This is a genomic window from Micromonospora sp. SD19 (assembly GCF_054462275.1).
This window is the reverse complement of the sequence record NZ_JBTLMN010000002.1, coordinates 945,863-958,710: the sequence shown is the minus strand read 5'-3', so window position 1 is coordinate 958,710 and position 12,848 is coordinate 945,863. Positions and strand designations below refer to the sequence as shown.

The following is a 12,848-nucleotide window of genomic DNA, read 5'->3' as shown; positions in this document are numbered from 1 at the left end:
GGGAGTGCCGCTCAAGGTCTGACCAAGCGCGGAGGTGCTGGCGGGGCGGGGAAGTGCCGCGCCGCCTTTGGAGCTGATGCCGCAAACGAATCAGCCCCGGCTGGTCCGGGATCTCCTGCCGGGGGTCGAGCGGCCGGATGCGTGCAGCCGTAACGCTCCGGGCGCGTGATGCCGTCAGTGAATCAGCTCTAAAGGACCCGACCATCACCCCGGCCGCCACCCCGGGTCGCCACCTCGACCACCACCCCGACCACCACCTCGGTCGCCACCGTGGCCGCCACCTCAGGTCGTCCCCCGTCCACACGGCGCGAACGCGGGGCGCGCCTAACCACGTCGGACAGCTAGCGTGTCGCCATGGACAGTGGTGACACATCGCTGCCGGCATCGGCCGACCTCACCGTCCGGCTGCGGCCGGTTGCCGAGCCCGACCTGGCGATGTTCCGACGGTTGTGCACCGAGCCGGGCCTGATCGGTCTGGACTGGGCCGGCTTCACGGACGCCGGCGCACCGGCGCGGCGGTTCGCCGTCGACGGCTACCTCGGCGAGGACGACGGGCGGCTCATCGTCGAGGTCGAACAGGAGCGGGCCGCCGCCGGCATCGTCAGCTACACCGCGGGGTGCTACGCGGGTCGGGCGTCGTACTGGTCGATCGGTATCGTCCTGCTGCCACCGTGGCGGGGGAGGGGCATCGGCTGGCGCGCGCAGGCGCTGCTCTGCGACTACCTCTTCCAGCACACCCCGGCGCAGCGCATCCAGGCCGGCACCCACCCGGAGAACGTGGCCGAGCAGCGGGCGCTGGAAAGGGCCGGCTTCCAGTTGGAGGGCATCGTGCGGGCCAGCGAGTTCCGGGCCGGTCGGTGGCGCGACGGGTACCTCTACAGCCGGCTGCGCGACGACCCTTCCCCGTGGGACGCGGTAACCGGAGGCTAACGCGGGCGGACTCCCGGCTGCACCGTCAAGGTCCCGGCCTCGGCGTCGATGGTGGCCCGTGCGCCGAGCGGAACGGTGAGCTGCCCGTTGCCGTGTCCCAGCCGTAACCCGCCCAGGACCGGCACGCCGAGGTCGTACAGGCGGTCCTTCAGCACCGCCGCCGCGTCCCACTCACCCGGACCACCGACGCTGTTGGTGATCTGGCCGATGGCCACCCCGGCGACCCGGGACAGCACACCCACCCGGCGCAGCTCGGTCACCATCCTGTCGATGCTGTACGGAGCCTCGTCCACGTCCTCGAAGAACAGGATCGCGTCGTCGAACCTCGGGGCGTCCTCCGCGCCGAGCGAGGTGGAGATCAACGTCAGGCAGCCGCCGAGCAGGGGACCGGACGCCCGCCCGGGCACCAGGACGGGGGCTGCCGTCTCGGCCGGATCCCTGGTGATCGTGACGGGCTCGGTGGTCATCACCGCCTTGCGCAGCGCCTCGGCCGACTCGGGGCCGGTGCGGGCGTCGTTCCAGTTGACCATCGGGCCGTAGAAGGTGACCAGGCCGATCTCACGCCAGAGCTTGCCCTGGATGCTGGTGATGTCGCTGAAGCCGACGACCACCCGAGGATCCCGGCGCAGACCGGACACGTCGATCTGGTCGACGATCCGCTGGGTGCCGTACCCGCCACGGGCGGCGAAGACAGCACGAACCCCCGGGTCGTTGAGTGCGGCGTTCAGGTCGGCCAGCCGCTGCGCGTCGGTGCCGGCGAGGTAGCCGTACCTGGCGAACACGTTCGTGCCCAGCTCGACCTCCAGGCCCCAGCCGCGCAGGATCTCGATGCCGCGGGCCATGGCGGTGGGGTTGGGGGTGCCGCCGGGCGACACGACCCGGACCCGGTCACCGGGTGACAGCACCGGCGCCCGCAGGACGCGCTTCGCACCACCCGGCGCGGTCTGCGCGGACGCGGCCTCCGCCGAGCCGACGAGCGCCGCGCCACCGGCCGCCGCCGCTCCCATCCGCAGCATGCGTCGACGGGACACGGGGACCCGCGCGGACCCCTGGATCGTGGCTCGGTCTGTTCCAGAAGCGGTCACCGGCGCGTCCCCTCATCGTGATCAGACGATGTGCGAGCGGCCCCAGCCTACGACAGTCATCAGTGTGATGCGGGGTCCACAAGGGACCGAGTTCACCCCGGCGGGCGCGCGGTGCCCCGGTATTGGAGGGCACCGGTGACCCGTCCGGTTCGCGGCGGCTTGCGAGGCCTCGGGCGTCGACGGCGGGAAGTCCGGGTCCGCGCGCGACCCGTTTGTGGCCCGAGAGCGTGGGAACTCGCCCCGTTCGTCCGCAGGCGCGCCTGACGGCATGCCGACGAGACCGAAGGAGCGGGGCATGGAGTACGAGCAGATGATCGCCACGGTACGACAGCGCGCGGGCCTCGGTGAGAACGAGGCCGTCCGGTCCATCCAGGCCGTCCTGTCGGTGCTCGGTGAACGGCTCGCCGGACAGGAGGCCGACAACCTGGCGGCCCAGCTACCGGACGGACTGGACGCGTCCGTCACCCGCAATCCCCAGGGTCGCCGGTGGGACGTCGGTGAGTTTCTCAAACACGTCGGCGACCGGGAGCAGGTCGCGAACGCGGACCAGGTGCGCCAGCACGCCCAGGCGGTGTTGCGAACCGTCGCCGATGCGCTGAATGACGACGAGCGACACGACCTGTTCGCCCAGCTTCCCGGTGGCATCACCGATCTCTTCGGCGTTCCCACCCCGCGCGGCTGAGCCCCGCGCCGATCGGGCCACCCGGGGCGCTCACGGGATCGGCCACTCGTGCACCGGCCGGTTGCTGTGCATCAGGTCCACGTAGTGCCGGACCACCTCGCGCAGCGCCGCCGGCCGGTCCAGGTGGTCGGCGGTCTCCAGCCGGTGCAGTGTCTCCACCTGCCAGGTCGCCCCGTTGCGGCCGGTCAGGCAGCGCTGCTCGATGATCCCGAGCAATCGGTCGCGCTCGCCCGGGTCGAGCCCCCACCGGTCCAGGCCGTGATGCGCCATCGGCAGCAACCGGCGCAGCACCAGTTCGGTGACCGGCAGGTAGCCCAGGCCAGGCCAGAAGACCTGCGCGTCGATGCCGTGCCGGGCGCAACTGGTGAAGTTCTCCTCGGCGGCGCTGAACGACATCTGCGACCACAGTGGCCGGTCCGATTCGGCGAGGGCGCGCACCAACCCGAAGTAGAAGGCGCCGTTGGCGACGGTGTCCAGCACGGTCGGCCCGGCGGGCAGCACCCGATTCTCCACCCGCAGGTGCGGACGACCACGCGACACGTCGTACACCGGGCGGTTCCACCGGTAGACGGTGCCGTTGTGCAGGCGCAGCTCGGCCAGATTGGGCACCTCGCCGGCCGCGAGCGCCTGCGCCGGGTCCTCCGGGTCGCAGACCGGAAGCAGCGCCGGGAAGTAGCGCACGTTCTCCTCGAACAGGTCGAACACGCTGGTGATCCAGCGTTCGCCGAACCAGACGCGGGGGCGTACCCCCTGGGCTTTGATCTCTTCCGACCGGGTGTCGGTGGCCTGCTGGAACAGCGGAATGCGGGTCTCGCGCCACAGCTCCCGGCCGAAGAACAGCGGCGAGTTCGCGCCGACAGCGACCTGGATGCCGGCCACCGCCTGCGCGGCGTTCCAGTAGTCGGCGAACTGGGCCGGACTGACCTGCAGGTGGAACTGGGTGCTGGTGCAGGCCGCCTCCGGGGTGATCGTGTCGGCGGTGACCGCCAGGCGTTCCACCCCACTGATGGCGATCGGCAGATCCTCACCGCGGGCCGCGAAGATCTGCTCGTTGAGCAGCTTGTAGCGTGGATTGGCCGACAGCGTCTCGGCGGTCAGGTGCTCGGGGCGCAACGTCGGCAGGATGCCGATCATGACCATGTGCGCGCCGATCGCCCGGGCCTTCACCTCGGCGGCGTTGAGGCTGGCCCGCACGTACTCCTCGAACTCGGCGGTGCCGGTGCCGGTCAGCCGGCGCGGCGGCACGTTGATCTCGATGTTGAACTGGCCCAGCTCGGTCTGGAAGCTCTCATCGGCGATGGCCGCCAGCACGTCGGCGTTGCGCATCGCCGGGTTCGACGCCTCGTCGACGAGATTCAGCTCGATCTCGACGCCGGTCATCGGCCGGTCGAGGTCGAAACGGGACTCGCGCAGCATCTCGGCGAAGACGTCCAGGCAGCGGCGGACCTTGTCGCGATAGCGGGCCCGATCCTCCCGACTGAAGGTCCGCACGCCGACGTCCTCGCCCATGGTCACCACCCCGTCACCGCTGGTCCCCCTAACCTCGCACTGATCGGCGGGCAGGGGAAGACCCGATGGTCCTTTCCTACCCAGTCGCCCGCCCCGCCACCCCGGCCAGAGCCGACCGATAGCATTGCGGCCCGAGAGGTGGTGGCGTGCGAATGCGCGAGAAGGTGACCCGGCTGTTCGTCGCGGCGGCGATCGCCGAGGCCTGCTCCTGGCTGGCCCTGCTGGTCGGCATGCTGGTCAAGTACGGCCCGACCGACAACGAGCTGGGCGTCAAGATTTTCGGGCCGATCCACGGCGGCCTGTTCGTCGCGTACGTCGTGCTGGTGCTCGCCGTGGCCCGGCTGCACCGGTGGAGCCTGCTGGCCACGGCGGTGGCCCTGGCCAGCGCGGTGCCGCCGTTCGCCACCCTGGCCTTCGAGCGCTGGGCCCGCCGCCGCGCGATGCTCGGCGTCGACCGGCAGCCGGTCCGCGAGCCCGCCCCCGTCGGCTGAACCACCGACCGGCGGACGAGCCCGCCGGGACCGATCAGGTCAGCGCGGAGCAGGCCACCACGCCGGCCAGCAGCAGCGAGCCCACCAACGCCTGCAACAGCAGCGGTGGCCCGAGGTGCGACCAGAGCGTCGCGGTCCGTGGGGTCAGCAGCTGCCCGGTGGTGAGGTTGACGATCCGCTCGATCCGGGGCGGCAGCTCCGGGTCGCGTTGCGGGCGCACCGTGAGCTGCACCTGATCCGCCGGGTGCAGGGCGCTCTGCGGCAGGTGACCGTGCAGCTCCACCTCGCAGAGCTGACCGGCGGCGTTGCGCAGCCGCACCGGTGTGACCAGGTATTCCGGGCCCTGCTTCAGCTCCTTCCAGCGGCGTCGGGTGCCGCCGCCGCCGAAGGAGAAGAGCGAGCGCAGCAGCAGGGCGGGCAGCCGGGCGAAGGCCGCCGCGGCGAGCACCGCCACCAGCACCGGCTGACCGATGCGTACCTCCCGGGTGTAGCCGTCGAGCAGGCGGATCAGCCGCCCGGTGACGATTCGTTCCGTCGGGTACACGATCCGTCGGGTATCGAGTCCGCTGTCCATTTCCACCATCGAGAGTTCGCGTGTGTTCACAGATCGTATCGACGTCTTCGGTTGAACGACGTGAATGAAACCTGGTCACGGGCTCACGGCCGCGAGGTGACATCCCCGACGACCCGGGTAAGCGGGGGGCCGAGCTGGAAAGGGGTCGAGCATGCAGCTGTCCTTCCTGCGCCCGCTCTACGACCGTCCCGGGCCGTGGTGCTCGGTGTATCTGGACGCCTCCGCGGACACGGAGGACGCCCACCCCGCCCTGGATCTGCGCTGGCGTGCCCTGGAACGCCGCCTGGCCGAACAGGGGGCGGACGAGGCGAGCATCGCCGCGCTGGACCGGGTGGTCCGAGGTCACGACCCGATGGTCGGGGACTACGGCCTGGCGGTCTTCGCCAGTCACGGCCGGGTGGTGCTCTCCGAGTACCTGTCCGCGCCACCACTGCGCGACCTGGCCCACGTCGGCCCGCTGCCGCACGTGATGCCGCTGCTCGCCCAGCGCGGCGAGCAGGTGGCCTGGGTGCGGGTGGTCGCCGACCGGGTCGGCGCCGACGCGATGGCGGTCAGCGCCGGCGGGGTGCCCCGGCGGGCGCACGTCGCCGGCCGGGACGAGTACCCGCTGCGGCGGGCGAAGCCCGGTGGCTGGTCCCAGTCGCGCTATCAGCGGGCCGCCATGGAGGCGTGGCACCAGAACGCCGGCGACGTCACCGCGGCGACGGTGCAACTGGCTGACCGGGTCGGCGCGGACGTGGTGGTGGTGGCCGGCGACGTCCGGGCCACCGGCATGATTGCCGCCCAGATGCCGGAGCGCTGGCAGGACCTGGTGGTGCGCACCGATGCCGGGTCCCGGGCCGGCGGCGCCGACCAGACGATGTTGGACGACCTCACCGTGCAGACCATCGCGGAGATCGCCGACCAGCGGATCAGCGCCGCGCTGGACAAGTTCGGCGTGCAGGAGGACGTCGGCGGCGGCCTCGACGCGGTCGTCTCGGCCCTGCAACGCAACCAGGTGGACATGATGCTCATCGTGGACGACCCGTCGGCCAACGGTGAGCTGTGGATCGGGGCGGAACCCACCGAGATCGCCGTCGACCCGGGGCAGCTGGCCGCCATGTCGGTGGCCGACCCGCAGCGGGTACGCGCCGACGCGGCACTGGTCCGGGCGCTCGTCGGCACCGACGCGGCACTGACCGTGCTCGGCCCGGACGAGGCGCCGGACCTGACCGACGGCGTGGGCGCGGTACTGCGCTACGTCGACCCCAGCACACCGGGGCGCGGCAATGGTTGACCGGTCGGTGGCCGACGTGGTGGTCGAGCGGCTTCTGGCCTGGCGGGTGCCCCGCGCCTTCGGGTACCCGGGGGAGGCGATCGCCCCGCTGGTCGACGCGCTGGACCGCACCGGCGGGGAGCCGGCGTTCATCCCGGCCCGGCACGAGGAGACCGCCTCGTTCATGGCCACCGGGCACGCCAAGTTCACCGGCGGCATCGGGGTCTGCCTCGCCACCCAGGGGCCCAGCGCCGTCCAGCTGCTCAACGGCCTCTACGACGCCAAGCTGGACAGCAAGCCGGTGGTGGCCATCGTCGGTGAGGACATCTCCGGGCCGCTCGGCGGCGCGCACCAGGAGATCGGGCTGAGTCGGCTCTTCGCTGACGTGTGCAACCAGTTCGTCCGGTACGGTCGCCGCCCCGAGGAGGTGGGGGCGCTGCTGGACCAGGCGTTCCGGACGGCGGCGGCGACCCGCAGCCCGACCTGCGTGGTGCTGCCCCGGCAGTTGCAGGAGGCGCTGGTGCCCGACCTCCAGTCGTACAGCGCCGGGGTGATCACGGCGACCCCCGGTGAGCCGCTGGCCCGGGTGCTGCCGCACGAGGCGGACCTGGACGCCGCCGCGCAGCTGCTCAGCGGCGGCCAGCGGACCGCGATCCTGGTGGGCCAGGGTGGTCGGGACGCCGCTGCCGAGATCATCGAGATGGCCGACCGGCTCGGCGCCGGGGTGGCCACCTCACTGCTGGGCAAGCCGGTGCTCGACGAGCGGCTGCCGTTTCACACCGGGGTGCTCGGCGAGGTCGGCACACCGGCGGCGGCCGAGCTGATGGGTGGCTGCGACACCCTGCTGATGGTCGGCACCAACGACCCGTGGACCGACTACTTCCCGATGCCGGAGCAGGCGCGCACGGTGCAGATCGACATCGACGGCCGCCGGATCGGCACCCGGTACCCGGCCGACGTGCCGCTGGTCGGTGACGCCGCCGAGACCCTACGGGCGCTGCTGAGCCGGGTGCGCGGTCGGCCCGAGCAGCAGTGGCGGGCCACTGTGGAGAGTTCGGTGGACCGGTGGCGGGAGGCTGCCGCCGAGCGGGCCGCCGCCGCCGCGGACCCGGTCAACCCGCAGCTCGTCCTGCAGGAGTTGTCCGCCCGGCTGCCCGGCACCGGCGCGGTGGCTGTCGACGTCGGCTCGGTCCTCTACTGGTACGCCCGGCACCTCACCCTGCCACCCGGGGTCAACGCGCAGCTGTGCGGCACCCTCGGGTCGATGGGCTGCGCGCTGCCGTACGCGGTGGCGGCCAAGCTCGCCGCCCCGGACCAGCCGGTGGTCGCGCTGGTCGGCGACGGGGCGATGCAGCTCAACGGGCTCGCCGAGCTGATCACCGTGTCGCACCTCTGGCAGCGGTGGAGCGACCCCCGGCTGGTGGTGCTGGTGCTCAACAACCGGGACCAGAACGGGATGGGTGGCGGGCGGCAGCCGTCGTCCGACCCGACCCACCGCCGGCCCGACGTGCCGTACGCCGGCTGGGCCCGGCTGCTGGGGCTGCACGGGGTGCGGGTGGACCGTCCGGAGCTGGTCGGCGCGGCCTGGGACGAGGCCCTCGCCGCGGACCGCCCCTGCGTACTGGAGGCGGTCGTCGACCCGGCGGTGTCGCTGGCGCCGCCGGAGCCGGCGTTCGCCGACCTGCGCGGTCTGTACGCCGAGGGCGCCGCGGCCCGGAAGGTCCGCGAGCAGGTGGAGGTCACCGTGACCGCGGATGATCTCGTTTAGCGACCCTGGACCAGGGCATCAGTAGCGGCCCGACGACGCTGGAGGTCCGATGTCCGTACCCGCCGACCGCCGCTACGGTCCCGCGACCCTGCCGAGGGCGCGGGGTCCGCTCTCCACGGCGGTCATCGAAGCGCTGCGGCGTCCGCCGCACGACCTGCCGACCGATCTCGGCGTCGGCCTCGACCCGGCGGACCCGATCGTCGACGAGGACCTTCAGCTGACGCTGTTCCTCTGCTACGAGCTGCACTACCGGGGTTGGCTCGGGGTGGACGAGTCGTGGGAGTGGCAGCCGACACTGCTGGCGTTGCGGGCCCGCGGCGAACGCGTCTTCGAGGCGGCGCTGCGCCGGCTGGTCGGGGCGCCGTCGGTGCCTGCCGCCGGGGTGGCGGCCGGCCTGACCGAGCTGGTCGCGGCCGACGACGGACCGGCGCTGGCCGCGCAGCTGCAACGACGCGCCGATCTCGCCCAGTTCCGCGAGTTCGTCGCCCACCGCTCCGTGTACCACCTGCGCGAGGCGGACCCGCACAGTTGGGCGCTGCCCCGCCTCGGCGGTCCGGCCAAGGCCGCGCTCGTGGAGATCCAGACCGACGAGTACGGCAACGGGCGGCTGGACCGGATGCACGCCGAGCTGTTCCGGCGCACCCTCGACCGGCTGGGCCTGGACACCGGTTACGGCGCCCACGTCGACGTGGTGCCGGCGGTGACGTTGGCGACCAACAACCTGATGTCGCTGTTCGGGCTGCACCGACGGTTGCGCGGTGCGCTGCTCGGGCACCTGGCCGCGTTCGAGATGACCTCCTCGCTGCCCAACCGCCGCTACGGCAACGGGCTGCGCCGGCTCGGCTTCGACGAGGTGGCCACCCGCTTCTACGACGAGCACGTCGAGGCCGACGCGGTGCACGAGCAGATCGCCGCGCACGACATGTGCGGTGGCCTGGTCCGCCTGGAGCCGGCCCTCGCCTCCGACGTGCTCTTCGGCGCGGCGGCCGGGCTCGCGGTGGACCGGCTGTTCGCCGCGCACCTGCTGGACAGCTGGGCCGACGGCCGTAGCTCGCTGCGGACACCAGCCCCGCCGGACCTGCCGCCCACGGTGTCGCTTGTCGCGTTGCCCGCGGTGGCCCCGCCGTCTCCGCCCGCGCTCGTCTGATCCACACCGCCGGCTGTCGGGGTGGGGCCTGCCGCGCGGAATCCGTCCTTTGCTCTGCACCCGCCTGCGCACCACGCACGCTGCGTAACTGGCGCGTGGGCGGGTGCAGAGCAAAGGCGGCGTGACTCTGGTGTGGCCCGACCGTGCGCCTGCGCGGCGTGACGCGACGACCTGGGTCAGCGCTCGCGGGTGGTGCCCGCCCGGAAGTTGATCGCCTTGTGGGTGCCGTCGCAGAACGGCTTGAGCGCCGACTTGCCGCACCGGCACAGCGCCACCGTGCCGCGCCGCGCGTCGATGCGCTCGCCGTCCGGGGTGACCAGCGCGAAGTCGCCACGGACCAGCAGCGGTCCGTCCTCGTACGGGGTGATCGTGGCGGCGGCGGGCTCGCTGGTGTCGTCGGTGTGCATGGCCCCGGAAGTGCCCGCCCTGACCCTGCCGAAACCCGCGCGACCGAACGCCGGTGATGACCGGGGCACCCCGCTGACCAGCGGAATGTGCCGCCGGGTGGGTGATGCCCCGTTTGAACCCCATCGGGACGGGAAGCCGGGCCGCGTGGTGAGCGAACGAGGCAAGGTGGGGCCGGTGCACAAGGTGCGCAAGGGGCTCACGGCCGATGGCGCCGGTCTCGCCGGCGACCGGGTCGTGGCAGCGGGTAGTAGCGCCCGGGTGCTGGTCGCCGCCACCGCGCGGGCGCTGCGCGGGGTCGACTGCGCCGACCTCGGGCACACCGGGCCGACGTCGCGCTTCCCCGGCGCCCCCGAGCCGGTACGCCGCGCGGCCGCCACCCGCGCCGCCGGCCGGGTCGCGCTGACAGTGGCCCAGACCGACGAGGTGGACGCCGCCCGGGTGGCCCGCTGGTTCGTCGACCAGTACCCCCGGCGGCGCTACCCCGGGGTGCTGATCGGCTCCCCGCACGGCGCGGTGGCCCACCTCGCGGTGGCTCTCGGCGTGCCGTGGCTGCCCGCGGGATTCGAAATGACGGTGCACTGGTCCGAGGGTGGGGTGGACCGCCCGGCGGACGCCGCGGAGCACGGCGCGGCACTCGCCACCCGGTTGCTCGCCGGCAACGCCGACCTGCACCTGCGTCAGGTGCACTGCCCGGCCAGCCGTGGCGCGCTGACCGGGGCGACCGTGTCGCTGACCGCCGCGTGGCGGGCCCTACCGGCCGCGTACGCGACGTTTCTGGCCGACCGGCTGATGCCGGGTGCGCCGGTGCTGCTCGTCCGCGACGCGCGCACCTGGCCGGCGCTGGAGCGCGCCCCGGGGCACAGCTTCCAGGTCGGCTGCCCGGGCAGCGGGCTGGACCCGGTGGACTTCCACCCGGACAGCCACGCCCTGCGGCAGGTGCTGCGCTCCGTCGGCGGCGACGCGACCCGGTGGGAGCCACCGGAGGTGTCCGTACCGTCGGCGGACGCCGAGCACGGCGTCGACCCGGGCTTCGAGCTGGCCGCGCGGGACTGGACCGCCCAGCACCAGCACCCGCTGCACCGGGTGCTGGTGCCCCGGCCGGCGGCGCTGAGCGCGGGCGTGGCCGACCTGTACCGGCGGTGGCTGCGGCGCGCCGGCAAGACCGGTGATCGGTTGGTGGTGGAATGCGGCCGGCTGCTCGACCCGTGGCAGGTGGTGCGGGCGGGGCTGGTGCCGTACTGGTGCGAGAACGCCACCCGCCGCAGTGTCGACGAGGCCGAGTGGTGGTTGGCCGGCAGCGAGGCGTTCAGCTCGGTGGACGTGCTGCCCGAGCCGCCCGGGGTGCGCTCGCCCGCGCTGGCCGGGCTGCCGCAGTGGCTGGCCGTCGCCGGGTTCGGCCGGCGGCGTCGGGCGCTGGACCGCACCACCGCCCGGGGCTACCCGGTCACCTCGGTGCCCACCCGCCGGGCCACCGAGGTGCTGCGGGCCCAGCCGTACGACCTGCCCGCGCCGCCCCCTCTGGGGGTCGCCGAGGCGTTGGCAGTGCTCCGCGACAGCGGCGGCCACCAGGGGTTGTTGGTCTCCTGAGACGGAGGACGCCGAAACATCCTCGCGAACCCGGGGTCCCGTGATTGAGTACCTACGGAGCGGGAACATCGCTGGCTGCGACGGCCTAATTGCGCTGCGTAGAGGCGGTGTCGCCCGCTGGCATCCCAGTCACTGACCCACTTTCCGGCCCGGTGCGTGGCTCGACCACGCGCACGACCGGTTTCCCGATCCGGGCGGGGGACCTTCCTGAGGGAGGCGCGGATGTTCGGACAGACGAGCACGACCACGACCACACCACCACCCACCGATCGAGGTCTGGAGGATCTCGACGCGGCGGCGATGGCGTACGCGGCCCGGATCGCCGGGCTGCCGCCGGAGCGGCGGGGGGAGGCTCGGGACGACCTGGTGCGATTCGCGCTGCCGTTCGCCGGGCGGTTGGCCCGCCGCTACCGGGGGCGCGGAGAGCCGCTGGAAGACCTGGAGCAGGTGGCCCGGCTGGGGCTGGTCAACGCCGTCGACCGCTATGACCCGGAACGGGGCTCGTTCACCGCGTACGCCGCGATCACCATCGTGGGCGAGATCAAACGACACTTCCGGGACCGGACCTGGGGCGTGCACGTGCCCCGCCGGCTGCGGGACCTGATCCTGGAGGTGGGGCAGGCCACCGCCGCGCTCACCAGTGAGCTGTCCCGGGCCCCGTCGGTGGCCGAGCTGTCGGCCCGGCTGGAGACCCCGGAGGAGGAGATCCTCGCCGCCCTGGAGTCGGCGGCCGGCTACAGCCCGGCCTCCCTCAACGCCCCGGTGGGTGGGGAGAGCTCCGCCGAGTTCGGCGACCTGGTCGGCGAGTCGGACAACGCGTTGGAGTCGGTCGACGACCGGGTGACGGTGAGCGGCCTGCTGCACCGACTGCCCTGGCGGGAACGGCGGATCCTCGCGATGCGCTTCTACGGCAACCAGACCCAGGCGGAGATCGCCGCCCGGTTCGGCATCTCGCAGATGCACGTGTCCCGGCTGCTGTCGCGGGCGCTCACCTGGCTGCGCCAGGCGATGCTCGCCGACGCGCCGCCGCCGTGGCAGAACGGCGCCGCCGAACCCGACCCGGGCAAGACCCGGATCTCGGTCAAGCAGAACGGCGACTCGGTGGTCGTCGAGGTGGGCGGCGAGATCGACCGCGACGGCGCGGACCAGTTGCGTCGGGCCATGCTGGAGGCGGTCACCGGTCAGCCCAGCGAGGTGGTCGTCGACCTGGTCGGCGCGGGCGGCTTCGACGCCGGTGGGATCGCCGCGCTGATGGCCGGGCGGGAGGCCGCGGAGCGGACCGGGGTGCCGCTGCGGCTGACCCGGGTCCAGCCCGCGGTACGCCGTTCGCTCACCGCCGCCGGACTGGCACCGGCCCGGGACTGACCGCACCACGTACCCGCACCGCACGCACCAGGTACCCGCACAGGCGC

At 73.2% G+C, this 12,848-nt stretch carries 12 protein-coding genes; 8 read left to right on the top strand and 4 right to left on the bottom strand.

Annotated features, from left to right (window positions below; genetic code table 11):
- Positions 1-354 precede the first annotated feature (354 nt).
- Positions 355-930 (top strand): GNAT family N-acetyltransferase, encoded by a 576-nt coding sequence (locus ACX27O_RS11615; RefSeq protein ID WP_458939388.1) that lies wholly within the window; start codon positions 355-357, stop codon positions 928-930.
- Here the strand turns inward: ACX27O_RS11615 and ACX27O_RS11610 are convergent.
- A complete protein-coding gene (locus ACX27O_RS11610) occupies positions 927-1,946 on the bottom strand; it encodes a S66 peptidase family protein (RefSeq protein ID WP_358128819.1) in 1,020 nt (339 codons plus the stop codon). The two genes, ACX27O_RS11615 and ACX27O_RS11610, sit on opposite strands and share 4 nt — an antisense overlap.
- Before the next feature lie 364 nt (positions 1,947-2,310).
- Here ACX27O_RS11610 and ACX27O_RS11605 point away from each other — a divergent pair, with 364 nt between their 5' ends.
- Complete coding sequence (locus tag ACX27O_RS11605; RefSeq protein WP_051708528.1) at positions 2,311-2,697, top strand: DUF2267 domain-containing protein; 387 nt, start codon at positions 2,311-2,313, stop codon at positions 2,695-2,697.
- 30 nt (positions 2,698-2,727) lie between these two features.
- Here the strand turns inward: ACX27O_RS11605 and ACX27O_RS11600 are convergent, their stop codons facing one another.
- Positions 2,728-4,206 carry a glutamate--cysteine ligase gene (locus tag ACX27O_RS11600; RefSeq protein WP_357648185.1) on the bottom strand — a complete coding sequence of 493 codons (1,479 nt, stop codon included), beginning with the start codon at positions 4,204-4,206 and terminating at the stop codon, positions 2,728-2,730.
- Between the two features lie 152 nt (positions 4,207-4,358).
- Here ACX27O_RS11600 and ACX27O_RS11595 point away from each other — a divergent pair, with 152 nt between their 5' ends.
- Entirely contained in the window at positions 4,359-4,697 is a 339-nt protein-coding gene (locus ACX27O_RS11595; RefSeq protein WP_030332675.1) for a DUF3817 domain-containing protein, read from the top strand.
- 34 nt (positions 4,698-4,731) lie between these two features.
- Here the strand turns inward: ACX27O_RS11595 and ACX27O_RS11590 are convergent, their stop codons facing one another.
- Positions 4,732-5,280 (bottom strand): hypothetical protein, encoded by a 549-nt coding sequence (locus ACX27O_RS11590; protein WP_030332677.1) that lies wholly within the window; start codon positions 5,278-5,280, stop codon positions 4,732-4,734.
- Between the two features lie 142 nt (positions 5,281-5,422).
- On the opposite strand from ACX27O_RS11590, the gene ACX27O_RS11585 reads away from it, so the two are divergent.
- Genes ACX27O_RS11585 through ACX27O_RS11575 form a run of 3 tightly spaced genes read left to right on the top strand, consistent with a single transcriptional unit; the run spans position 5,423 to position 9,441 of the window.
- Positions 5,423-6,547 (top strand): baeRF2 domain-containing protein, encoded by a 1,125-nt coding sequence (locus ACX27O_RS11585; protein ID WP_030332679.1) that lies wholly within the window; start codon positions 5,423-5,425, stop codon positions 6,545-6,547.
- Positions 6,540-8,294: a thiamine pyrophosphate-binding protein gene (locus tag ACX27O_RS11580; protein ID WP_210861457.1), complete on the top strand. Its 1,755-nt coding sequence runs from the start codon at positions 6,540-6,542 to the stop codon at positions 8,292-8,294. The genes ACX27O_RS11585 and ACX27O_RS11580 overlap by 8 nt, the downstream gene beginning before the upstream one ends.
- Positions 8,295-8,343: 49 nt before the next feature.
- Complete coding sequence (locus ACX27O_RS11575) at positions 8,344-9,441, top strand: iron-containing redox enzyme family protein (protein ID WP_210861455.1); 1,098 nt, start codon at positions 8,344-8,346, stop codon at positions 9,439-9,441.
- 176 nt (positions 9,442-9,617) lie between these two features.
- On the opposite strand, the gene ACX27O_RS11570 is transcribed toward ACX27O_RS11575, so the two are convergent.
- A complete protein-coding gene (locus ACX27O_RS11570) occupies positions 9,618-9,848 on the bottom strand; it encodes a CDGSH iron-sulfur domain-containing protein (RefSeq protein ID WP_030332684.1) in 231 nt (76 codons plus the stop codon).
- Between the two features lie 145 nt (positions 9,849-9,993).
- Between ACX27O_RS11570 and ACX27O_RS11565 the strand changes: the two genes are divergently transcribed.
- Together ACX27O_RS11565 and ACX27O_RS11560 are read left to right on the top strand one after the other, a co-directional pair.
- On the top strand, positions 9,994-11,436 hold the full coding sequence (locus tag ACX27O_RS11565) for a hypothetical protein (protein ID WP_374224342.1): 1,443 nt from the start codon (positions 9,994-9,996) through the stop codon (positions 11,434-11,436).
- Positions 11,437-11,658: 222 nt separating this feature from the next.
- Positions 11,659-12,801, top strand: a complete 1,143-nt coding sequence (locus tag ACX27O_RS11560; protein ID WP_030332689.1) for a SigB/SigF/SigG family RNA polymerase sigma factor — start codon at positions 11,659-11,661, stop codon at positions 12,799-12,801.
- Positions 12,802-12,848 lie beyond the last annotated feature (47 nt).

Coding starts and splice junctions, on each gene's coding strand:
- ACX27O_RS11570 (WP_030332684.1), bottom strand. CDS start 9,848: ATGCACACCGACGACACCAGCGAGCCCGCCGCCGCCACGATCACCCCG.
- ACX27O_RS11585 (WP_030332679.1), top strand. CDS start 5,423: ATGCAGCTGTCCTTCCTGCGCCCGCTCTACGACCGTCCCGGGCCGTGG.
- ACX27O_RS11605 (WP_051708528.1), top strand. CDS start 2,311: ATGGAGTACGAGCAGATGATCGCCACGGTACGACAGCGCGCGGGCCTC.
- ACX27O_RS11575 (WP_210861455.1), top strand. CDS start 8,344: ATGTCCGTACCCGCCGACCGCCGCTACGGTCCCGCGACCCTGCCGAGG.
- ACX27O_RS11580 (WP_210861457.1), top strand. CDS start 6,540: ATGGTTGACCGGTCGGTGGCCGACGTGGTGGTCGAGCGGCTTCTGGCC.
- ACX27O_RS11610 (WP_358128819.1), bottom strand. CDS start 1,946: ATGCTGCGGATGGGAGCGGCGGCGGCCGGTGGCGCGGCGCTCGTCGGC.
- ACX27O_RS11600 (WP_357648185.1), bottom strand. CDS start 4,206: ATGGGCGAGGACGTCGGCGTGCGGACCTTCAGTCGGGAGGATCGGGCC.
- ACX27O_RS11560 (WP_030332689.1), top strand. CDS start 11,659: ATGTTCGGACAGACGAGCACGACCACGACCACACCACCACCCACCGAT.
- ACX27O_RS11590 (WP_030332677.1), bottom strand. CDS start 5,280: ATGGTGGAAATGGACAGCGGACTCGATACCCGACGGATCGTGTACCCG.
- ACX27O_RS11595 (WP_030332675.1), top strand. CDS start 4,359: ATGCGCGAGAAGGTGACCCGGCTGTTCGTCGCGGCGGCGATCGCCGAG.
- ACX27O_RS11615 (WP_458939388.1), top strand. CDS start 355: ATGGACAGTGGTGACACATCGCTGCCGGCATCGGCCGACCTCACCGTC.